Annotated in this window: 19 protein-coding genes and 2 pseudogenes; 19 read left to right on the forward strand and 2 right to left on the reverse strand. The window is 49.9% G+C overall.

The genetic code is table 11. The features are described 5' to 3' along the window. Window positions 1–32: 32 nt before the first annotated feature. The 13 genes and pseudogenes from SFLMC1_RS01620 to SFLMC1_RS11390 all read left to right on the forward strand — a co-directional run. A complete protein-coding gene (locus SFLMC1_RS01620; RefSeq protein ID WP_154063889.1) occupies window positions 33–683 on the forward strand; it encodes a sugar transferase in 651 nt (216 codons plus the stop codon). 38 nt (window positions 684–721) lie between these two features. Continuing rightward, a complete protein-coding gene (locus SFLMC1_RS01625) occupies window positions 722–1,981 on the forward strand; it encodes a nucleotide sugar dehydrogenase (RefSeq protein WP_152073931.1) in 1,260 nt (419 codons plus the stop codon). A gap of 3 nt (window positions 1,982–1,984) precedes the next feature. Next, window positions 1,985–2,458 (forward strand): PssD/Cps14F family polysaccharide biosynthesis glycosyltransferase, encoded by a 474-nt coding sequence (gene pssD / locus SFLMC1_RS01630; protein WP_152073930.1) that lies wholly within the window; start codon window positions 1,985–1,987, stop codon window positions 2,456–2,458. A 12-nt stretch (window positions 2,459–2,470) separates the two neighbouring features. Continuing rightward, complete coding sequence (gene pssE / locus SFLMC1_RS01635; RefSeq protein WP_152073929.1) at window positions 2,471–2,962, forward strand: PssE/Cps14G family polysaccharide biosynthesis glycosyltransferase; 492 nt, start codon at window positions 2,471–2,473, stop codon at window positions 2,960–2,962. Further along, window positions 2,959–3,846 (forward strand): ATP-grasp fold amidoligase family protein, encoded by an 888-nt coding sequence (locus SFLMC1_RS01640; RefSeq protein WP_152073928.1) that lies wholly within the window; start codon window positions 2,959–2,961, stop codon window positions 3,844–3,846. Before pssE ends, SFLMC1_RS01640 begins: the two co-directional genes overlap by 4 nt. 146 nt (window positions 3,847–3,992) lie before the next feature. Beyond that, complete coding sequence (locus SFLMC1_RS01645) at window positions 3,993–5,063, forward strand: glycosyltransferase family 4 protein (RefSeq protein WP_152073927.1); 1,071 nt, start codon at window positions 3,993–3,995, stop codon at window positions 5,061–5,063. Window positions 5,064–5,141: 78 nt separating this feature from the next. Next, the gene (locus SFLMC1_RS01650; protein ID WP_187323806.1) at window positions 5,142–5,942 is read left to right on the forward strand and encodes a glycosyltransferase family 32 protein; all 801 of its coding nucleotides are present in this window, start codon (window positions 5,142–5,144) and stop codon (window positions 5,940–5,942) included. Between the two features lies 1 nt (window position 5,943). Continuing rightward, entirely contained in the window at window positions 5,944–6,474 is a 531-nt protein-coding gene (locus SFLMC1_RS01655; RefSeq protein ID WP_222837926.1) for a serine O-acetyltransferase, read from the forward strand. Window positions 6,475–6,504: 30 nt separating this feature from the next. After that, the gene (locus tag SFLMC1_RS01660) at window positions 6,505–7,590 is read left to right on the forward strand and encodes a polysaccharide pyruvyl transferase family protein (RefSeq protein WP_187323807.1); all 1,086 of its coding nucleotides are present in this window, start codon (window positions 6,505–6,507) and stop codon (window positions 7,588–7,590) included. Between the two features lie 16 nt (window positions 7,591–7,606). Next, window positions 7,607–9,097, forward strand: coding sequence for a lipopolysaccharide biosynthesis protein (locus tag SFLMC1_RS01665; RefSeq protein WP_152073924.1), 1,491 nt, complete (start codon window positions 7,607–7,609; stop codon window positions 9,095–9,097). A 1-nt stretch (window position 9,098) separates the two neighbouring features. Then, the gene (locus tag SFLMC1_RS01670; RefSeq protein ID WP_152073923.1) at window positions 9,099–10,442 is read left to right on the forward strand and encodes an O-antigen ligase family protein; all 1,344 of its coding nucleotides are present in this window, start codon (window positions 9,099–9,101) and stop codon (window positions 10,440–10,442) included. Continuing rightward, complete coding sequence (locus SFLMC1_RS01675) at window positions 10,423–11,577, forward strand: Coenzyme F420 hydrogenase/dehydrogenase, beta subunit C-terminal domain (protein ID WP_152073922.1); 1,155 nt, start codon at window positions 10,423–10,425, stop codon at window positions 11,575–11,577. Before SFLMC1_RS01670 ends, SFLMC1_RS01675 begins: the two co-directional genes overlap by 20 nt. Window positions 11,578–11,925: 348 nt before the next feature. After that, window positions 11,926–12,030: pseudogene (locus SFLMC1_RS11390) on the forward strand (DapH/DapD/GlmU-related protein); the annotation flags it as partial. 265 nt (window positions 12,031–12,295) lie between these two features. Here SFLMC1_RS11390 and SFLMC1_RS11210 read toward each other — a convergent pair. Continuing rightward, a pseudogene (locus SFLMC1_RS11210) lies at window positions 12,296–12,573 on the reverse strand (transposase); the annotation flags it as partial. A gap of 638 nt (window positions 12,574–13,211) precedes the next feature. Here SFLMC1_RS11210 and SFLMC1_RS01690 point away from each other — a divergent pair. The 6 genes from SFLMC1_RS01690 to SFLMC1_RS01715 all read left to right on the forward strand — a co-directional run bounded on the left by SFLMC1_RS01690 (window position 13,212) and on the right by SFLMC1_RS01715 (window position 20,131). Further along, window positions 13,212–13,985 carry a hypothetical protein gene (locus tag SFLMC1_RS01690; RefSeq protein WP_152073920.1) on the forward strand — a complete coding sequence of 258 codons (774 nt, stop codon included), beginning with the start codon at window positions 13,212–13,214 and terminating at the stop codon, window positions 13,983–13,985. Between the two features lie 1,360 nt (window positions 13,986–15,345). Beyond that, window positions 15,346–16,167 carry a hypothetical protein gene (locus SFLMC1_RS01695; protein ID WP_152073919.1) on the forward strand — a complete coding sequence of 274 codons (822 nt, stop codon included), beginning with the start codon at window positions 15,346–15,348 and terminating at the stop codon, window positions 16,165–16,167. 10 nt (window positions 16,168–16,177) lie between these two features. Next, window positions 16,178–17,200, forward strand: a complete 1,023-nt coding sequence (locus SFLMC1_RS01700) for a hypothetical protein (protein WP_154063890.1) — start codon at window positions 16,178–16,180, stop codon at window positions 17,198–17,200. A 214-nt stretch (window positions 17,201–17,414) separates the two neighbouring features. Further along, the gene (locus SFLMC1_RS01705) at window positions 17,415–18,218 is read left to right on the forward strand and encodes a DUF4393 domain-containing protein (RefSeq protein ID WP_187323810.1); all 804 of its coding nucleotides are present in this window, start codon (window positions 17,415–17,417) and stop codon (window positions 18,216–18,218) included. A gap of 16 nt (window positions 18,219–18,234) precedes the next feature. Continuing rightward, window positions 18,235–19,038, forward strand: a complete 804-nt coding sequence (locus tag SFLMC1_RS01710) for a hypothetical protein (protein WP_152073916.1) — start codon at window positions 18,235–18,237, stop codon at window positions 19,036–19,038. Window positions 19,039–19,159: 121 nt separating this feature from the next. Next, on the forward strand, window positions 19,160–20,131 hold the full coding sequence (locus SFLMC1_RS01715; protein ID WP_152073915.1) for an Abi family protein: 972 nt from the start codon (window positions 19,160–19,162) through the stop codon (window positions 20,129–20,131). A gap of 439 nt (window positions 20,132–20,570) precedes the next feature. Here the strand turns inward: SFLMC1_RS01715 and SFLMC1_RS01720 are convergent. Next, window positions 20,571–20,897: hypothetical protein (locus tag SFLMC1_RS01720; protein ID WP_222838013.1), on the reverse strand; the 327-nt coding region annotated here is incomplete at its 5' end.

Raw genomic sequence — 20,897 nt, forward strand, 5'->3', positions numbered from 1 at the left:
GCCGGCGTGAGGGCGCCGGTCGCTACAAGGCCATGCAATCCATTATGGACTGGGACCGTTCGCGCCTGGTCTACCGCACCGTCAAGCGCGCCTTCGACATCGTGTTCAGCGGTGTCGTGCTTGCGATTATCGCTATTCCCGGCCTGGTACTGGCGGCGGCCATCCGCCTGGAGAGCGAGGGCAACCCGTTCTACAGCCAGATCCGCGTTGGCCAGACCCGCCCCGACGGCAGCCTGTCAACCTTCCGCATGTGGAAGTTCCGCTCCATGTACAAGGACGCCGACGAGCGCCTCGCCGAGCTCAAGGAGCAGAACGAGATCGCCGGCGCCATGTTCAAGATGAGGGACGACCCGCGCGTCACCAAGATCGGCAGGTTCATCCGCAAGCACTCCATCGACGAGTTCCCACAGTTCGTCAACGTGTTCCTGGGCCAGATGTCCGTCGTCGGCCCGCGCCCGCCACTACCCAACGAGGTCGCGGAGTACACCGAGTTCGACCTGCAGAGGCTAGCGGTGAAGCCAGGTATTACGGGGCTCTGGCAGGTGACGGAGCGAAACTCCACCGGGTTCGACGGCATGGTCCGTCGTGATCTCGAGTACATAGCCAAGCGCGGAATCGTCATGGACTTCAAGATTGTCCTCCTCACGGTTCTGGAGGTCTTCAACGGAAGCGATGCTTACTAATGCCTAACTTTAATACCCGATTCGAATCGGAGAAGAAAATGAAGATTGCCGTCGCCGGTACCGGCTACGTCGGCCTGTCCCTCGCCGTCCTGCTTTCGCAGCACAACGAGGTGCACGCGCTTGACATCGTGCCCGAGAAGGTCGAGAAGATCAACAGCTACGTATCGCCCATCCAAGACGACGAGATCGAGCGCTTCCTGGCGGAGGCCAAGGCGGGGGAGCGCGAGCTCGACCTGCACGCCACCGTGGACGTGGCCGAGGCCTACACGGGTGCCGATTACGCCGTCATCGCCACGCCCACCAACTACGACTCGGACAGGAACTTCTTCGACACGAGCTCCGTCGAGGCCGCCATCGCCGCCGTGCGCTCCGTGAACCCGGACGCCTGGATCGTCATCAAGTCGACCATCCCCGTCGGCTACACCGCGGGCCTGCGCGATAGGCTGGGCGACAGCAAGATCTTCTTCAGCCCGGAGTTCCTGCGCGAGAGCAAGGCCCTCTACGACAACCTGCACCCCAGCCGCATCGTGGCGGGCGCGCCCAAGGACGACCCCGAGGCCGTCGCGGCCGCCGAAAAGTTCGCCGGGCTGCTCGCGCAGGGCGCCGACCCCGCCGAGCTCGAGCGCGTGAACGCCAACGGCACCAAGGGCATCCCGGAACTCGTGCTGGGCACCACCGAGGCCGAAGCGGTGAAGCTCTTCGCCAACACCTACCTGGCCCTCCGCGTCGCTTACTTCAACGAGCTCGACACCTACTGCGAGGTCCGCGGCCTCAACACCCGCGACGTCATCGACGGCGTGTGCCTGGAGCCGCGCATCGGCAGCCACTACAACAACCCCAGCTTCGGCTACGGCGGCTACTGCCTGCCCAAGGACACAAAGCAGCTGCTGGCCAACTACAGGGACGTGCCCCAGAACCTGATCGAGGCCATCGTGGACGCCAACCGCACCCGCAAGGACTTCGTGGCCGACGAGGTGCTGCAGATGGTGTGGGACCGCGTGTACGAGGGCAAGCCGAAGCCGGTCGTGGGCGTGTACCGCCTGACGATGAAGTCCAACTCCGACAACTTCCGCGCGAGCTCCATCCAGGGCGTCATGAAGCGCGTGAAGGCGAAGGGCGTGCCCGTGGTGGTCTTCGAGCCCACGCTGGACGCGCCGGAGTTCTTCGGCTCAGAGGTGACCCACGACCTGGAGGCCTTCAAGGCCGGCTGCGACGTGATCGTCGCCAACCGCTGGAGCGACGAGCTCGCGGACGTGGAGGACAAGGTCTACACGAGGGATTTATTTAAGAGGGATTAGTGTATGACGGAAAATTGCAAGGACATAAAAGTGTGCTTTGCCGCGTCATCAGGTGGGCATCTAGAGCAGTTGCTTGCACTTAAGCCCTTGATGGAGCGATATGACAGTTTCATTCTCACCGAGAAGACTGCCTACGAGGCTAAGCTGCCCGTGCGGGCTCGCTATGTGCGCCAGGTGAATCGACACGAGGCGAGTTTTCTTCCACGAATGGTGGCCAATGCCGTGAAGTCTCTTTGTTATTGGTACGCCGAACGTCCCGACGTGATTGTATGCACGGGGGTGCTGGCCACCATACCGTTTTGCCTAATCGGGCATGCGATGGGCGCCAAACTTGTGTATGTCGAGTCTTTCGCGAAAACAGATTCGCCGACCATGACGGGAAAGCTGTTGAGCAAGCGCGCCGATCGTTTTTATGTGCAGTGGGAGTCGATGCTTTCCGTGTACCCCAACGCCCGCTTTGTCGGCGGCGTGTACTAGGGAGGTGGTCGCATGATATTTGTCACTGTTGGTTCTCAGAAGTTCCAATTCGACAGGCTGATCAGGGCTGTAGATGCTCTTGTTGCGAGTGGCGTTGCAAAGGGCGGCGCTTTTGCGCAGACGGGGGCGTGCGCCTATGTTCCTGAGCACATGGAGCACGAGGCTTTTTTGGACCGTGAGGCCTTTCGCTCTCAAATGGATGCTTGCGATGTCGTGGTAACCCATGGAGGTACCGGCGCCATCATCGGCGCTGTTAAGGACGGCAAGAAGGTCATCGCCGTTCCTCGTTTAGCCAAATACGGCGAGCATGTAGATGATCATCAGATTGAGATCGTTACGCAGTTTGGTGAGATGGGGCTTATAGAGCCCTGTTTGCACCCAGAGGGTTTATCCGAAGCTTATGCGCGTGTGACGACGAAGAATTACCTGCCTTATCGAAGTAATACTGAGCATTTCTGTGCCGATCTTTCCGAGTACATCGACGGCCTGGGAGGCAACCGATGAAGTTAAAAAAGCGAATTGCGCTATCTTTGAGAAATAGTCTGCGCTTTATTCCCGATGAAGCGTACATGAAGATGTGTTTTAAGGTGAAGCTCCGCTACGAGCCGGACTTTGAGCATCCAAAGACATTTAATGAAAAAATTCAGTGGTCTAAACTGCATTACCATAATCCTGATTTGACTTTGCTTGCAGATAAGTATGGCGTTCGTTCTTTTATCGAAGAGCGTATTGGGTCAGAGTACCTTGTGCCGCTTTACGGCGTATTTGATTCGGTAGATGATATTGACCTAGACGAACTTCCAGAGAAGTTCGTGCTTAAATGTAGTCACGATTCGCAAAGCACATTTGTTTGTACAAACAAAGCTGAATTCAACTTTAACGAAGCAAAAAAACGCCTCCGGACTGCGCTTAATCGCAACTGGTTTTGGCAGGGTCGAGAGTGGGCGTATAAGGGAATAGCGCCGCATGTTGTCGCAGAGGCCTATCTCGATGAGCCCGGCAGGGAGACTCCGACTGATTATAAGTTCTATTGCTTTGACGGTAAGGCTGCTCTTGTTCAAACTGACGTTGATCGTTTTACCGCCCATGATATGCAATATTTCACACCTGACTGGGAGCCGCGCGGCGATATAGATCACGAAGTTTCAGACAGAAATCAGACAAAAAAGCCCGAGAATTATGAGCTTATGCTTGCGCTGGCCGAGAAGCTCGCGTTGGGTCTTCCGCACGTTCGCGTAGATTTCTATAACATTGCTGGAAAACCTTACTTTGGTGAAATGACGTTCTACACCGGAGGGGGATTCGATCCCTTCTATGCGAAAGAAGGACGTCCGGACCGACTCGATCGTGAGCTCGGAGAGTTATTTGCACTTCAAAAGCAGGGGTGAGGGGCGCTCGTGCAAGGCCTTTCCCAAACCCGTTTGTTTGACGAACTAGCTATCACCTCATCGGCAGGTTTTGCGCGATTTGGAACGATTGAAATGGATTATACGATGGGGAGCTGGTTGAAGCTTCCAACTAAAAAGGTGGCGTAATGACGAACGAGTCGAATCCACGTGTATTGATGATTGGGCCAAGCTTGTCTTCTCGCGGCGGTATGGCAACCGTTGAGCGACAACTTGTGGAGCGCTTGCCAAAAGCGGGTGTTCAGACGAAGTTCATTTCGACCTATGACGACTGCGGAAAATTCGGGAAATTGGTCATTGCGCTGACCGCGTTTCTTCAGTTTCGATTTTCGTTAAATAAAACTGACATCGTTCATGTTCATATGGCATCTCGCGGTAGTTATATAAGAAAAAAGTTGTTTATTGATGCAGCCGACCGAAGGGGCGTTCCGGTTGTCCTTCATCTTCATGCTGCTGAATTTGCATTGTGGTTTGATAGCGAGTGCTCAGAAAAAGAGAGGCTTGACATCCACAATACTTTTACTCGTTGCGCCAAAGTCGTCGTTTTATCTAAAGAATGGAAGAACTTTTTAATTAATAGGAACGCATGCGACTCTGAGCGCATAGCAGTATTGAATAATGCTGTTGATGTGCCGTCCGAAAATACGACTGACTACTCGCTCAATACTGTTCTATTTATGGGCCGACTCGATAGTCGAAAAAGCCCAGATGCGATATTGCGTGCTGCAGTAAAGCTGCTTCCGTTGCATCCTGATGCCAAGTTTATTTTTGGCGGTGATGGCGATATCGCTGCCTATGAGAATCTTGCTCGTGAGCTCGGTGTTATTAATAGCTGCCGCTTTATCGGTTGGGCAACAGCTGAGAAAAAGATTGAGGCGTTTCGCGTTAGTAGCATATATTGCTTGCCGTCTAAAAATGAAGGAATGCCAATGAGCGTGCTGGAGGCCATGTCGTTCGGGCTTGCTACGATCTCTACGCCTGTCGGCGGCATTCCTCAGGTTATATCCGACGGTATAAACGGCATGTTATTTCCGGTCGATGATATTGATGCTTTGACAAAGATTCTCGATCGGTTGATGAGCGATACGGCACTTAAAGAGCGGATTGGCAAGAATGGTCGATCGCGCATCGAAAAGGCATTTTCTTTGGAGGCTTTTCTGAATCAAGTCAAGATGCTTTACGGAGAAGTTGTCGGATGATTGTAAACAATTCCGCATCCAACTTGGCGCAGAAGAACTCGCATTATTTCCCTTTATTACTTACGGTGGTGCAGAGGGTTGAATAATATCATTCATTATTGCTGGTTCGGCGGCGTTCCGCTCTCCGAGACTGCCGTGAAGTCGTTAGCTTCGTGGGAAACATTTGCGCCTGGGTTTGAGGTAAAACAATGGAATGAGGGAAACTTCGACTTTGCATCTTGTCCCTGGTCAAGGGATGCGTATGCAGCGGGCCTGTGGGCATTCGTGGCGGATTACGCTCGCTTTAAAGTCTTGTACGAGTATGGCGGCATCTATATGGATGTTGGTAGCGAGCTCATACGAGACATATCGCCTCTCATGGAAAGCATTCCTTTCACTGCAATCGAAGAATCATCGTTGACCGCCACTACTGGCTTGATTGTTGCCGTTGAGCCTCATGACCCTGTAATTCGCGCATGTATAGAACGATATGAGTCGATGAAGTTCTCCTGTGATCCTGATTTTCTCGACAAGACCACGGTGAATGAGGTATTCACCGCTGAGCTTCAAAAAATCGGCTTTGAACGCGTGAATAAAGAGCAGCATTTCGGTGGCTGGCTTGCCTTGGACTCCAAAGCGTTCAACCCCGTTTACGGTTTCGGCGGTTATCACATCAAGCGTGAAACCTACAGCATCCATCGCTCTTCGGGAAGCTGGGTTGAGCCTAAATATCGCATCAAGCGGAAGGTTGTGCGTAAGTGTTCCCCTTTCATTGGGCGAAGGCTTTCGCAGATTTTGGGTCGAATTCTCATGGAGCTTAGTGACGGCGGCTTGGTTGTAGGAACTAAGAGAATCTTTGGCTCTGTTCGCGAAAAGATTGCTAAAGGAGAGAGAAGTTAGAGTGGGCGTATTCGCTAAAGATACTTTTCACTATTTTGGTTCGGAAGGTGTAAAGCTCGGCCGGCTATTGGGTGATTTTGGCTACCGCTATGTTTTCTATCTAAGGATGTGTCAAGCAGGGGGATTGCGAAAACTCCTCTTCACGCTTCCGAGGAAACATCTTTCCAGGAAGTGTGGACTCGAGATTTCGCCATCAACTCAAATTGGTGAAGGCTTCTACATTGGTCACCCCTACGGCATTACTGTTAACGCCGGCGCGAAGTTGGGCCGCAACGTGAACATCCATAAGGGGAGCACCATCGGCCAAGAAAACCGTGGCCATAGAAAGGGCGTCCCTACGATTGGTGACCGCGTATATCTCGGTATTAATTCGACGGTTGCAGGTAATGTGACCATTGGAAACGATGTCTTTATTGCCTCCAATGCCTTTGTTAACCAGGATATTCCCGATCATTCGATAGTCATTGGCAACCCGTGCAAGGTTATCGAAACCGATAACGCTACTGAAGGTTACATCATCAATTTGCTTTAACGAGCTTGTGAATAGTTAGGCGGAAAGATATTGAAAAGCATAGGCATCCTCACATTTTCGAATACCGTAAATTATGGTGCTTCGCTACAGGCATGTGCTCTGCGCAGGACCGTGATGTCGTTGGGCTGCGACTGCGAAGTGCTCAATTACAGCAATAAAGAACTTGATGATCGGGAGTTGGGTACGCGCTTCTCGTTCAATCCTTCAGATGCTATTCGCTTTGTACTTCGTAGGGGTTTTGAACGTCAAAGACTAAATTCGTTCGCTCACTTTGCCAAGTGCAACCTAAGCCTAACGGACAAGCTTGATAGGCAAGCTCTTGTTGATAGAGCCAAGAGCCTCGACTGCGTTCTCATTGGCAGCGATCAGGTTTTCAATCCTCGGGTTAATGGCCACGACCCCGTCTTTTTGGGTGAAGGTATCGCTGAAGTTACAAAGGTCGCGTCTTATGCTGCCAGTTTGGGGGATGCGACGGCGGAATCCATTTCGGCATGCGATGAAGGCGCGGCCGACAGGCTGGAAAAGTTCACTGGTCTTTCCGTTAGGGAGCCGAGCTCTATGAAAGTCCTTAGCGATATGGGGCTCGAATCTGTATTTATGCCCGATCCGACCCTGCTTCTTACGGGCGATGACTGGTCGGCGTTTGCCTCAGATGATGGCTTGGATACGATGCCTCAATCCTACGTGCTACTTTATACGCTTAACTCTGAGCAAAAACTCGTGGATCAAGCTAAGAAGATCGCCAGCGAGCTCGGCGTTCCTGTCGTCTGCATTCATTACAACACGAAGAAATTCCCCGGCATGATTAACGTAAGGGGTATCGGTCCGGCTGCTTTCTTGAAGCTTGTTAGTGAGGCGTCCTTTGTTTGCACAGACTCCTTCCACGGCGCCTGCTTCTCCGTGAATTTCAATAAGTCGTTTGTCGTTAAAACGTCGGACTCCGCCGTTCAGAGCAATGTCAGGATTACCGACCTGCTCGCACGTTATGGAATTGAGGATTGTCTGTATCGAGACGGGGTCGTTGCTTCGGCTGTTGACTATGGTCATACAAACCAGACACTCTCACATGACCGTGAAACAGCGCGTGCCTTTATCGCTCGCTGCATTGGATTGTAGGTGTCGTTTCTGGCTTATGTTTGCAAAGAACACTTTTTGGAACTTGGTCTACCAGTTGACCGCTATCGTTGCCGGTTTCCTCGTCCCAAGGGCGATTATCGGCGTATATGGATCCGAGGTTAACGGTCTGGTGACCTCTTTAACTCAGTTTATTGGTTATTTCGCACTTGTCGAAGCTGGTATTTCTGGTGCGGCGACCTTCGCTCTATATAAGCCTATTGCTCAGGGCGACTGGGATGGGATTAACGTCGTGGCTTCGGCCTCGAAGGTCTTTTATCAGAAGTCGGGCATGTTGTTTCTTGTCTTGCTAGTTGGCCTTTCGGTCGTCTATCCGATATTTGTCTCGGCAGGTTCGCTTGCGCCTTGGGAGATTATGGTGCTTACCTTCCTGTTGGGCGCGAAGATTGTAGTGGACTTCTTTTCTCTTGCTAAGTACCAGGTTTTCCTAACAGCCGACCAAAAGAACTGGCTCATTCAGCTTGCATCGACGGTCTTTACGCTGGTTAACACGGCTGTCATTTTCTTATTTGCCTATCTTCATGCTCCTGTTGTTGCTGTCTACGCGCTGGCTCTGTCTGCGGTTTTTGCACGCAGTATGATTCTCGCCCTGTACACGCGTCGTCATTATCCGAAGCTCAACTGCAAGGTTGATTACGGTGACTATCAGCTGCCCCAGAGGTGGGATGCGCTGTTTCTTCAGATCTTGGGAGCCGTTCAGTCGGGCGCTCCTGTTATTTTGGCGACCTTTCTCTGCGGGAGCATGAGTGAAGTAAGCGTTCTTGCTGTTTACATGCTCGTATCTACGGGCCTGCAGATGATTCCGAATGTCCTTGGTACAGGGCTGCAGGCGCTCTTTGGCCGGCAAATTGCTGAGGGGGACTACGAGGGTCTTCGGTCTTCGTATAAGCCATATCGAGCGCTTGTGTACGCAGTCTCCGCTGTGGCATGCGGATGCGCTTTTTCATTGATTATGCCGTTTGTTGATTTGTATGCAGGCGGGTTTCACGATGCAAACTACCACAATGTCCTGCTCGGTTTCCTCGTCGTCCTAAATGTTTTTCTCTATCATGGCAAGTCGTCCCAGGGCCTACTTGTAATTGCTGCTGGCATGTACCGTGAGACTAGGGCGCAGACCTGCTTGCAGGCTGCAATGATTATCGTCTTGGGTATCCCACTCACAATGCGTTTTGGGGTCGTCGGCACAATTGCTGCGTCCTGCGTATCCAATCTGTACCGCGTGATTGACCTTTTGCTCTACGAGCCTCTTAAAATCTCGAAGGACTCTCTTTCGAGTTCGTTTTGGTCGTTTGGCGTGTATGTATTTCAGACCGTTCTCGTGGCCATGCCTGGCTATCTACTGTCTTGCTTCGCTGGAAGTTGGCCGGGATGGATTGCGGTCGCCATCGGCCTTGTCATTTGGGGCGCAGTCGCCGCATGCGCGACGCTCTATTTCTTCGACAGGCCTAGCTATAGTTCGATTATTGGTCGTTTTATGAGGATTAAATAGGATGAATTATTTCAGTGCGTCTAGGGCCGGTGTTGAGTCTTGCTCTGAGTTAGAGCGACGCTTTTCCCTAAATGATGGGTCCATGGTGTTCATTCCACTGCTCTTTTACGCCTTTTTCTGCCAATCGCTCGCTGCTTCTGCGCTTGCACTCGATGTCTGCCTCCTGCTATCTGCTACGGCGCTTCTCCTGCATTTTGTGACTAACAGAAGATTTGCTTGCAGAAGATTTGGCCTTGAGCTGGCTTGGGCACCTTTCTTTGTGCTGTTCCTTTTTCATAGTTTCATATACGGTGTGGCTAATTTGACCCTGCTCGTAGTCTATACACTTCTATTTCTGTGCATGTATGTTGCGGCAGGCGAGCGATCCTGGGTCACTTCATGCCTTAGGGTTCTTGTCGCCTTTGCAGCATTTCATGCGTTCTGCACCATTATCTTCTGGCTAGTCCCCGCACTTTATCCGCCAGTTAAATCTGCCTTCTTTTCAAGTAGCTATATGGCTAGGGACTATCGCTCTGGCTTTACGGCGCACTACAGCACTAATTCGATTTATTTGAGTTTGGGTCTCGTCTCTTGGGCCTGTGGTCTTGTTGGTAGCAGGGAAAAGGTTCGGATTAAAGATCTGATGCTGAGCCTTATGCTCCTGCTTGCGCTCTTTTTGACCACCAAGCGGGGTCCTTTGGTGGCGTCTGTTGCCGCTGTTGTCATCTCTTGCCTCTTCGTTAATAGGAAGAAATTTACCGGGACGATGCTCAAGACTTTGACTGTTGCTGCGATCGCTGTAATAGCCGTCGGTGTTCTTGCAACGTTTGTTCCTGCTGTTCAGGCGACTCTTGAGAGGTTTATTGAACTGTCAGATGATGACACTGGCAACGGTAGAAGCTATTTGTACGATTGCGCTTGGAGTTTGTTTTATGCAAAACCCTTGCTTGGTTGTGGCTGGGGAACTTATTCGAAGTATGTTGCCACTACTTCTCTTGGCGCAATGTACAGTAATCTCGGCTTCTCATCGATGAGTGCGCACAATGTATACCTACAACTGCTTGCCGAGACGGGTGTGATTGGCCTTGCGGCTTTTGTTTTGCCTGCGCTTCTCTCCATCTTTGCAGCCGTGCATCAATCTGAATCTCATTTAGAGGAGGGTCCTTACGGGGACTCCTTTTGCTTGTGGGCCTGTTTGGGTGTGCAGATTTTCTTTCTACTTTATTGCTTTTCAGGCAACCCTTTATACGATCCGCAGTGCTACATACCGTATTTCATTTCATGTGTGGCGGTGTTTGCTATTTGCGGCTCAGACAAGATGATTCTTAACGATTGGGAGGGATTCCATGGATATCTGCAAAGATAGTCAACGCTGCACCGGGTGCTCTGCGTGTCTGTCTGTGTGTCCTCGATCGGCGATTCAGATAGCAGAAGACTCTCATGGGTTTTACCGTCCGAAGATTGACGAATCAAAATGTGTTGAGTGCGGTTTGTGTCAGATGGTATGTCCGGCTAATGGTTTGACGAGCAATGATCTGAAGATGAGCCCTCGCCGGTTATTGGCTTATCAGGCTGATGACGCCGAACGCGTAAAAAGTTCCTCGGGTGCCGCGTTTTGGACCTTGGCTACTTACGTCCTAAATAATGGCGGCGTCGTTTACGGCGCTTGCTTCGATGAAGATTTCCGCGTTGTTCAGCGGCGTTGCGCCTCTGTTGACGACGCGCAATCTTGTCGAGGCTCAAAATACTCACAGGGTTTCGTTGGCTCTTCATTTGTCGAAGCATATAACGACTTGAAACAAGGTCTTGACGTGCTCTACAGCGGAATCCCATGCCAAATTGCGGGTCTTAGGAGTTTTCTGTCTAAGAAAAACTATTCCGGACAGTTGGTTACCTGCGATTTAATCTGCCATGGCACGCCTAGTAATCGTATGTTCCGCGATTACATTTCCTTTTTGGAAAAAAAGTCCGGAAAGAAGGTCATCAAGTATTTTCATCGCCCCAAGGACAGAGGTTGGGGAGTCCATGTCGAGAAGGCTCTCTTGGACGACGGCACTGCTCTCTATGACACGATTGAATCTAATACTTGGCGAGATGTGTTCTATAGCAATAACGCTTTAAATTCCAGCTGTTATAACTGCTCCTATACCGACGTCAACAGGGTCTCCGATTTCACTCTTGCTGATTTTCTTGGCGTCGATCGAGTTCGTAAAGGCCTTAATGATCATAAGGGACTTTCTGTTGTTATGGTTAATAGCGAGCTTGCCGAGCGCATTGTTGCATCTGGCGTATTTGAGCCCGGCGTAACAGAAATATCTCTTGAAGAGGTGCTGCCCGGTAATCCGATGCTGGAGAGGTCGTCCTCTCCGCAGGGTAACGTTGATGGTTTCTGGAAGGCTTATGAGCATAAGGGGTTCGAGGGCACTGCTCGGTTTGTTGGCGCCTACGGCTTCGTGAAATCTCTCAAGACTCTTGTGAAACAGCTTATTAAAAGGAAATAGTTACTAGGGGCGTTTCTCTTGAATTTAATGGAGTTTGTAGAGCATGTGGCGACCTGGATTTATGTCCGGGCTAAGTTGGCGTTTCTTGCAGGGAGATTCCCTGGCCAGATAACCATGACGAAGGCTTTCAGGCGACCGTTTTATTGTCGCGTATCGAATAAAGGCGTTATTAACGTTGGTGAGCGAACGTCTTTCAATTACGGTTGCGTCCTGATTGCTCATGAACGAATTGAGATTGGCAGAGGCTGTCTATTTGGTCCAAACGTCCATGTGTATGACTTCGACCACGGTATGTCGCAGAATGGAGTCATGTACCGGGACCAGCCGACTACGACTGCGCCCGTTCATATTGGTGACAACGTGTGGCTTGGTGCGAATGTTGTGGTGCTTAAAGGTGTGACCATTGGCGACAATGCGGTCATCGCTGCGAATAGCGTTGTTTCTAAAGATGTACCCGCGAATATGCTATTTCACGAAAAACGGAATCTAGTTTACAGAAAGCTTCAATAGGATATTGGATTGGCTTTCAATTCACGATGTACGCTGATCCGATAAAGCAGTATTGATAATGGCTTAATTAGATTGAAGCGTGCTTGCATTAGGGGTATCGGCGTGGGTCGATACCCCTTTTTAACCGGTTAAAAACCGCACCAGCTAGTGCCGCCAAGATTATTTCGCAAATTGATTTAGCCGTCCTCGGCCCCGTCCTCTTTTAGCCCTACGTCTTTCCCTTCAACTCGTCCATCTCCTCTAGCTTGAGCATGTCCAGGCACCTCCTCTTGCCCCACTCGCGCTCCGCTATGTACTTCAGCCTCGCCGTCACCGGCATGAGGTGGAGTTGCCGTCCGGGAAGGTTCCGACGGCCCTCGTCCTCCTCCTGATATCGCGGTTGATGTGCTCGATCCCGTTGTTCGTCCTGATTTGGCGCCAGTGTTCCGGCGGGAATTCCGTGTAGGCCAGCGTCTCGGCGAACCCGTCGCGCGCCGTCCTCACGGCCGCTCCGAAGAGCTTCGGCACGCTGAGATCAACTACCCCGGCGCCCGTGACGATCCATCTCGCGTACTAGCCGCTGTGGTAGGTCTCCCGGCCCGCCGTCCTTTCATGGCGCTCGGCCCGATAAGCTCGGACGCTCCTCGTTGAGCAGTGCGTCGAGCGACCCCTCGTCTACCGATGCGATGTTCGCAGACGCGGCCCGTGCCCCCTTTCGTCGGTGATTTGTTGTTTAGCCGCTAGAAACCATATGACGGCGCGTGGACCTTGTTCTTCTACGTGTTTGCCGATTTGTGAAAGAAATTAGGCGTCACCTCAAGAGGGTACTCGCCGTCTATGAGGGCGTTCGGGTGCCGTACATCTTAAATGCCGTAATCCGGCACTTTGATTTTCCGACTGCCGTTCGAAAAAAATATTAGACCGCTACGACCTTCTAAGGTGTCGGGGGTTACTATTGCTTCAAGTGTTCACTGCCTGGTGCATGACATTGATATCCGCTTGTTGACCGTTCAATTTGGTCAATTGATTACCGGGGTTTGTCATGCCGGTTAACAATAAGGGTCCTCGTCAGCTTAAGGCTTTTATTGTTTTGCAGTGTGTGACTTGAAGCCTCGTAGTGACATCATTGAGAGGCTGGTTTCCAGATGATACTTGAGGATATATATGGGCTCATCGGGTGTTTGGCTAATTTTGCAACTTTTATCGCCGTAGTTATCGCTGCAGTCGCATGTTATCTACAGCTCAAGCAGATCAAGCTTGATAGTTATATTCGCTGTTCTGAGTGGTCGGCCTCTTTTGCGGATACACTTAGGTTCGAAGTGTTTCCTCGCTTGAGAATATTGGATTATATTTCGAGGGCATGCCCGCAATACGTTAAGGTAAAAAGAAGCCTGACGGTGGCAAGCTTGGTTTCCTTCGATGAAAAAGAGTTAATCAATTTATCCGGTGTATCATGCGATGAGTTGTCGGCTTCCATCTCGTCATATATCGACTCACCAAAAAATTGGACTGAGCTGCTTAAGGAGTATAAAGAATGGTATCTTTGTTATCCGGATCTGTATCCATGCCATGATGGTTTCGACAGCAGTGATTTGAAGGTTATTCTCAATAAGAATGTAACTGAAATTGCCAATTGCCTTGAGGGGCTTGCGATGCAGGTGAACAGCGGCTTGGTGAATGAAGATGTGCTCTATCCGTCTGTTCACGGATCGTTTCTCGATGCTGTTCGTTTGATTTATCCATTTTTATGCGCTGTTGAAAGGGTGTCGCCTTTAAGTGGCTCGTCCTTTCCTCACATGGCGACGCTACTTGCGCTCTGGAATAAGCAGGACGAAAGCGATAGTCGTCATCTGCGTGATGAGAAGGATAGGCTAAGCAAAGGCTATAGGCTGCGTAGGGACATGATAATGCATATTTAGCGGCTATTGCTGGATATTAAACTGTAGATTGTGGATGACCTGTGGTTGTATTCGTTAAAAGCAATAAAATGATGGACAGTTCTACGCTTCTGGGTAAAAATAATGAGCGCGTGCTTTTATGCATTGTCGACTAAGGACGGTTTGCCCGCTCCTGCAGAGCGGGCTTCTCTTACCGAACAGCTTGGATCCATATCTCCATGCATTGCTCCTTACCGTCTAAGGTGGGCGCTACTTGTTAAGGTGAGCATGACCGTCCTTTCTGTCGATTGCTTAAATTTTTGGAACACAGAGAGTGTTCAATGATCTGGGCGAGCTATAGAGTGCTATAGAGCGCTGAATCACCAATTTGGTACTCTATCAGATTAAAGAGTTGGTGAGAAGCCGTTTTCGTCTAAAGGGTCACTAATATATCAGATTTGACCTCGGTATCACGGCGGTTCCTAGCATCGTGCCTGCTAGTAACTCAATAGCCACTCCTGTTCTTTCCCAGAACCTGCGTTATGTTGCAATTCCAGATTCTCAGACAGGGGCAATTATTACAACGGTTAGTGGTCGGTGCGCTTATACCAACATTGACGCGATCGCTCAGGGGAGTGTTGCGGCAAAACTCACTGAGCCACTGAGGGTTGTTTTGGCTATTGTGCGGTGGCGCCATAATTGAATCAGCGGGAATCATATCTCTTGATGACCCTCGTCCTCATCTTGGCCTCGTGGGTGATGCGCTCGATTGAGTTATTCGTCCTTATCCGGTGCCGGCACATTCGCTCCCAGAGCCTGTGATCCTCACAATATTAGGTTTTAGGGAAGGACGAAGACCGTTACGGGAATCTTATCAGGGCCGTGACCGTTCTAATCCATGACCTGCTCCGGCAGTCCGATTTTCAGGCTACCGTTTGACGAAAAATATTTGACCAATGTCATTCGCTTAAGTGTTAGGGAGTACCAATGCCTCAGGCGTTCGCTGCCTGGCGCATGACGTTAACAATCGATCGTTGACCTTGCAATTTGGTTGACTGTTTACTGGGGACTGCCATGCTGCCTTTCGATATTGTTTCTCATTATTGTTAAGATAATAGTTCCTCCATTGTGAATTTATTCGAGTCATGCATGGGGCATCGTAAAGTCGCTCAAGGCGTTTCATTATTTGCGACCGTATGCCCGTTATCGCCTGCCTAAGGGTATCGGAGCGATTTGGTTCTGTTTGTTTTTGAACGTCTTTTATGATGAACCAGTCGTTTCTTTTTATGAGGATGTTGGATATGAGTGGCGACCAACGAAAGTCAACTTGCCATTTGCACTGTTAGCCAGAAGTAAAATAGTTTACATGAATCTATATCTTCTTTTAAGCGGGAGTGATTGCATGACACAAGCCGATAGCTACATTGCGAGAATCGATGAGGCACTTCGCGTGTATGACGACCGTTCTGCGGGTGATCTTGTTAAGGAGATCGTTGCAGTTTTTTCGGGCGCCGATCCGAAAATGAATTTGGGACTTGATAGGTATAAGGGCAGGGCGATCGTACCTGGACAGGTGGTCAAATATAATAATAAAGGAGATTTGAAGAAGCTTCGAGGGAAACTCCTTGTCCTCATAGAGTCTGATCGTAAGAATCTGGAGGGCGATCCGTTTCGTCTCGCACTCGCATCTGTCGACGAGGATATTGATGAGTGCAAGCGTCTTATTAGCAGTGGAAACGATGATGATCGTCGACGCTGCGTCGATCGTATGGTTCGGGTTTACGAGGTCGATATTAAGAACTTTGCCGTTGGCCTGAGTGGTTACGGGTTCGGCTCAGAGGAAGAGGATTTGCGTGGTGATCTGGAGCTTATACTGGGCCACCTTAAGCATTACAAGGCTAAAATCGCACTCGAGTCTGTGTCGGGAAATATGAACACTGTGAATGTTCAGGCTAGCGCTGTTAACCAGAATAGCGTGACGAATATGCTGACTATTACTCAGGTTGCCGAGCAGGTCCAATCTATCCCGGAAAACGTTTTGGACGACGACCTCAAAAAAGAGCTAAAGTGCTTACTTCTTGATTTGGATGCAGTCAAGAACAAGCCTAAGAAGGAGGCGGAAAGTCGTGTACAGAAATTTCTTGCTTGGATGTCCGACAAGGGGATTGATGTCGCGATAGCTGTTCTTCCCTACATTGCTAGTTTCATTGGCACGTTAGTATGATGCGTTACGAATGGTGGTTTTCACCGGCTTGATAACTTTGCCTATCGATCAATGTTTGAACGTTATTTCTTTCTTTGGAGGAATTTCTTTGGCGGACTTAGTACATGTGTTGCCGATTCAATCGGTTAGTGCCGAAGGCTGCGATGCGCTTTCAAAGATTGAGTTACTTGAAGGCGATTCTGTCATCAAAATGAAAGAGTACTCCAATGTCGTGCGTTCTTTCTGGGAGGTCAATCAGCTTTATGAACAATTTCGATGGAACTACAGCGAATTGAGGCGTTTGGTTCCATGCGACCGGTCTGACATCTTGTCCGATGGCTTTGCCGGTGGACGTTTTGGTGAGAGGATTGTTGTAAACGGAGCTTTTTGTAATTATGTATCAGCTGGCCGAGGTCTTATCGACAGAATGCAAGCCGTCATGCGTGAATACGACAAAGGTTCCAAAGATGAATTATATAAAGACTATTGGAAGTTGCCTTCTTCTTGGTATGACGGCGGCGGCCTTTACGTTTTTATGTATGAGATACGAAATCCCGTTCAGCACGGTCAAACCGTTGTTTCGCTTGTGAAAGAAAAAGGTTCTACCAGGGTTCGATTCGATCTTGACCAAATCGCTGACATGCGCGAATACAATACCTCGACAAAGCTGCGCGCGTTTTTAGACACGACTATTTCGAAGATTAAAGAATGTGATCCGTCTGATTCTCCGTTCCTTAGTTTTCGTTATACGAACATGGAATACAACAGGCTTGTGATTGAACTCTTCTGTCATTTTCTGCAATGTGCTGCACCTAGGATACGTGAAGTTCGTAGGGATACGGAACGTTTGCTTTCGCAGCACAATGGGGCGATTGGCAGCTTAGGTGGCTCTTCTTTTGTTGCATATGTCGATGGTGACATGGCCCATGTTTTTGATCAGATTGATGTTGATCCGGTTAAGCAACTAAAAGATGTACGCTTAAAAGCGAAGAGACATCTAAAGGAAGCTCGAAATGCAGTTGCGGCTGAGCGCCGTTTCTATGCTTTCCGGTAAAGGATAATCGCTGGTACGCTCTGCTGTTTGGAAAATGCTGGTTTGCTACATGCGCCTTTAGATTAATGTCTTTTGAGCAAATAGGTCTAGTCGTATCATTGCAAATCATTATGCTTGGCCTCCTCCTTGAGGTTGTAGTATTAGCTTGTGCGGAGCTGCGTAATGGCGTTGAGATTAACGCGTGGGGTTCTTATTAATGTACAAGGAGTTTGATATGGATCTTGATACGGTTAAGGAAATTGCCGATATACCAGTGCTTGAAAAGGCATATGACGACCTTGTCCATCCCTCCGCAGAGTCGATAGGGAAAACGGTTAGCCTGGTTCCAAGGACTGTTGCCATTTGGCTTTCATCGTGGAATCGCTGGGTCGTTAATAGAGAAGAAAGCATCAAGCTGACCATCGATGCCGTGGGGTCTCGTGTTGATGAGATTCCCGAGGAACATCTTACTGAACCTCCGGCGCATATCGCAGTTCCAGCAATTCAACAACTCGCTTATTGCTATGACAGCGAGGAACTGCGGGGTATGTATGCAAATCTGTTACTATCCTCGATGGATGATCGGACGGCAGAATACGTCCACCCCAGTTTTGTTCAACTGCTTAAGGAGATTAGTCCCGACGAGGCTAAGTTGCTGAGTACGTTGACCAGTTCTGATGATGTTGAACACGTGTCTATCCCGCTCGTTGACTTAAGAATTGTCAACGCAAACGAACTAGTTCCAAGTAAATGGACGGAAGTCGTAGAAGGCTATAACGAGTGCTGTGAGGGTGTTTGCGAGTACCCTGATCAATCGCTGGTGTATCTGGGAAACCTGGATCGACTTGGCATCCTCAAGCGTTGTGATTACTACACTGATGATGTTAAGACTGCGCTTGAAAGGTTCGAATCAAGTGAGGCTATCCAAAATGCGAAGGCGAAGGTCGGGCTTGAAGATGACAAGAAATTCTTTTTCCATCGCTGGAGCTACCAGGTAACCGATTTTGGGGCCAACTTTATTAAAACGTGTGTTTCGTGAAATGAGTTTGGTTGGAATGTGTTCGGGCAAGAGGAAGCCTTCGGCATTCGCTTTAATTAAAGCGTTTATTGCTTGCGTTAGGGCGCTCTCTGTATTTTTACTGATAGCCATTCAGGTCGCGTTTTCAATCGATGCACCAGTTCCATGGCTGCATCCCGTATGGGACGCTAACGGCCTGCTCGGATATCTTGGCGCATTAGTGGGCTCAATTTCGGCGGTCGCGGTGCTGTACTTCTCGCTGCTAGCTGGTAGGGAAGACCGGAATCATTCTGACGTGATGAACGTTCTCCCTTGTATTGCCTTGAGCTGTTTGTCGGAAAAGCAGCCACATATGCCGAAGAACGGTTTCGCTCACGGTGTGTTTACCGATGCTGATCCTAGGGACGATGAATATAAATCGGGTGCTTTGGACTGCGTTGATCGTCTGCTGATTGATGGCGGAGCCCCAGCCATTTCTTGCGACGAGAGTCTTGTGGACGAACATGCTGCTAATCGTTATGCAATATCCAGTATGGGAGCTGGGCCTGCGGTAAATGTTAGGGTTGGGATTGCCAATAGAAATGAGTGGGCCCATTTTGGAACTCCGCATGTCGCTTGGTGCCAGACTCGGCAGCTTCCAGTGGGAGGGGAGAGCGAGCTGGTTATCTATTTTAGGGATGAAGCAAAGCCAGTGATGGAGGCCGGCTATCGCATCGCCGTCACGTACTCGGACATACTTGGAAACCGCTACCTGCAGTATTTTCCAATGACCTTTGATGGGCAGGATGATGTTCTCAAATGTACGGTGAAAAATTCCATTACTCGGATTGGCATTCCTTAGTTTCAGAGTATTCGGGTTATTGCGTTAAGGGCTATTTTGCATATCGGTCATATCCTGACGACTCTCCCAGTCAAACGCGCTAACATTGGATTTCGAGCCAATCATCGAGAAGGGAGATCTAATGACCGACGCCAATAGAAAGCCGTGGCTTACGGCGTCAGAGCAGATTGATCATCTCAAATCGAGGGGCGTCCATTTCTCGCTGATGAGCGAAGACGATGCCAGAGCCTATCTGGAAAAGAACAGCAACTATTTTCGCCTGCGTGCCTACCGGCTTGGCTTTCCTAAGGTTGAGGAAGGAAATCGCAAGGGGGAGTATGCAAATCTAGACTTCAAGATGTTGGTCGACTTGTCGATTGTCGACATGCTCCTTCGTTATGAAATGCTGCCGCTTACGCTCGATGTGGAGCATTTTGCAAAGGTAAAACTATTAAAGCGTATCGAGACGGAGGGGGAGGACGGCTATGCGGTTGTCTCGGATTTCATTTCCTCCTACGATAGCGTGAAACCCGATGGGATACCATGTAATTCGCTCAAGGATGAGATTCGTAGGTGCAAGAACAGTCCTTACACTTGCGGATTGATTGCCAGGTACGCTGATTTCGAATTCCCCGCGTGGGCTTTTGTCGAAGTCGTCTCCTTCGGCTCGTTTCTCTACTTCTATAAGTTCTGCGCCCAAAGGTTCAATGACCGCGAGATGCTTAACGAGTTTTATATAGTCCAGGCGGTTAAATCGTTAAGAAATGCATGCGCGCACAACAACTGTATCTTGAATGATCTGAGTGCCGGCGAGCCCATGCATGAGCCTAGAAATGCCGTCATGCGGGAGCTCTCGAGTATTTCTTGTATCGGTTCTGGACAACGCAAGAACAAGATGAGCAATGATCGGGTACAGCAAATCGTTACTACGTTATATGCGCACAAGGAGCTTGCCTCGAAGGGGGTCTTCGAACATCGCGCGAGGAGCCTAGCGTTATTCGTTAAGAGAATGAATGAGCATATTGATTACTATCGTGGTAATCCTCAAGTGCTAACGGGATTTGAATTCCTTACGAAGGTAATTGAAGCGTGGTTTCCTGTTGACACAAATTAAACGTTGAATTTGTGGCGGCGGCTAATGCAACATATTGTGACAGCTTTTGGTGTATCCTATCAACACAACGAAAAACGGTAGCTTTTTGTAGCATCTGTTTTGTAAGGGGGTTCCTTCTGAAAGGAGGGCGTCCCCTATTTTTATGGCGCAGTGATTGGCGGCCTTGGTAAGGGCAGCCTGTAGACAAACAATTGCCTTTGACTAAAATAAAGCCAATTGCGGTGGAAGCCTTCGGGCGACACCTGAAGAGGGTTGATGCGTCGGCCCTCTTTTTGTTTTGATGTAAGATTCGACCTGCCAAAACTAACATTTCAATTGGAATTAGATGAAATTGCGGCTGTTTTTCTGCTTGCACGTAACTTTGCTGACTCACATCTATGGAAAAGCTCTCTTCTTTGGCATCCAGGTGCTGCTGAATGCGGTCGGCATACTGCTCTGCCTATTCATCTGCCTTGCCGTTTCGCACAAAGTAATTGTTGGAGAGGTCGGTTGAGCGGTAGGCGTAGTCGGCCTTCTGGTAGTTAGCCGTGTGGTCGGAGTGGGCGATTGCCATGAGCTCGTCGGTCAGGCCAAAGTACAGATGGCGTTGGTCCAGGTCCCCGTACCAGTTGTCGCTGGTATCGTCCCAGGTTAGGTCCATCTGGCACCATTTGCCGTCGATCTTTACGGCGTTCCAGGTGTGGCCGTTGCCGGTGATCCGGCCGTTGGCGATGCCCGCGGCGTCAAGGAGCTTGGAGTAGATGCGCTGGTAGCTCTCGCAGGTGCC

This window comes from Collinsella aerofaciens, from assembly GCF_901212495.1.
GTDB classification, from domain to species: domain Bacteria; phylum Actinomycetota; class Coriobacteriia; order Coriobacteriales; family Coriobacteriaceae; genus Collinsella; species Collinsella aerofaciens_H.

What these genes read in the sequence shown, in the direction of transcription:
- SFLMC1_RS01640 (WP_152073928.1), top strand. Translation starts at nt 2,959, where the DNA reads ATGAAGTTAAAAAAGCGAATTGCGCTATCTTTGAGAAATAGTCTGCGC.
- SFLMC1_RS01705 (WP_187323810.1), top strand. Translation starts at nt 17,415, where the DNA reads ATGGATCTTGATACGGTTAAGGAAATTGCCGATATACCAGTGCTTGAA.
- SFLMC1_RS01670 (WP_152073923.1), top strand. Translation starts at nt 9,099, where the DNA reads ATGAATTATTTCAGTGCGTCTAGGGCCGGTGTTGAGTCTTGCTCTGAG.
- SFLMC1_RS01715 (WP_152073915.1), top strand. Translation starts at nt 19,160, where the DNA reads ATGACCGACGCCAATAGAAAGCCGTGGCTTACGGCGTCAGAGCAGATT.
- pssD (WP_152073930.1), top strand. Translation starts at nt 1,985, where the DNA reads ATGACGGAAAATTGCAAGGACATAAAAGTGTGCTTTGCCGCGTCATCA.
- SFLMC1_RS01620 (WP_154063889.1), top strand. Translation starts at nt 33, where the DNA reads ATGCAATCCATTATGGACTGGGACCGTTCGCGCCTGGTCTACCGCACC.
- SFLMC1_RS01675 (WP_152073922.1), top strand. Translation starts at nt 10,423, where the DNA reads ATGGATATCTGCAAAGATAGTCAACGCTGCACCGGGTGCTCTGCGTGT.
- SFLMC1_RS01710 (WP_152073916.1), top strand. Translation starts at nt 18,235, where the DNA reads ATGTGTTCGGGCAAGAGGAAGCCTTCGGCATTCGCTTTAATTAAAGCG.
- pssE (WP_152073929.1), top strand. Translation starts at nt 2,471, where the DNA reads ATGATATTTGTCACTGTTGGTTCTCAGAAGTTCCAATTCGACAGGCTG.
- SFLMC1_RS01690 (WP_152073920.1), top strand. Translation starts at nt 13,212, where the DNA reads ATGATACTTGAGGATATATATGGGCTCATCGGGTGTTTGGCTAATTTT.
- SFLMC1_RS01700 (WP_154063890.1), top strand. Translation starts at nt 16,178, where the DNA reads ATGGTGGTTTTCACCGGCTTGATAACTTTGCCTATCGATCAATGTTTG.
- SFLMC1_RS01645 (WP_152073927.1), top strand. Translation starts at nt 3,993, where the DNA reads ATGACGAACGAGTCGAATCCACGTGTATTGATGATTGGGCCAAGCTTG.
- SFLMC1_RS01695 (WP_152073919.1), top strand. Translation starts at nt 15,346, where the DNA reads ATGACACAAGCCGATAGCTACATTGCGAGAATCGATGAGGCACTTCGC.
- SFLMC1_RS01665 (WP_152073924.1), top strand. Translation starts at nt 7,607, where the DNA reads ATGTTTGCAAAGAACACTTTTTGGAACTTGGTCTACCAGTTGACCGCT.
- SFLMC1_RS01625 (WP_152073931.1), top strand. Translation starts at nt 722, where the DNA reads ATGAAGATTGCCGTCGCCGGTACCGGCTACGTCGGCCTGTCCCTCGCC.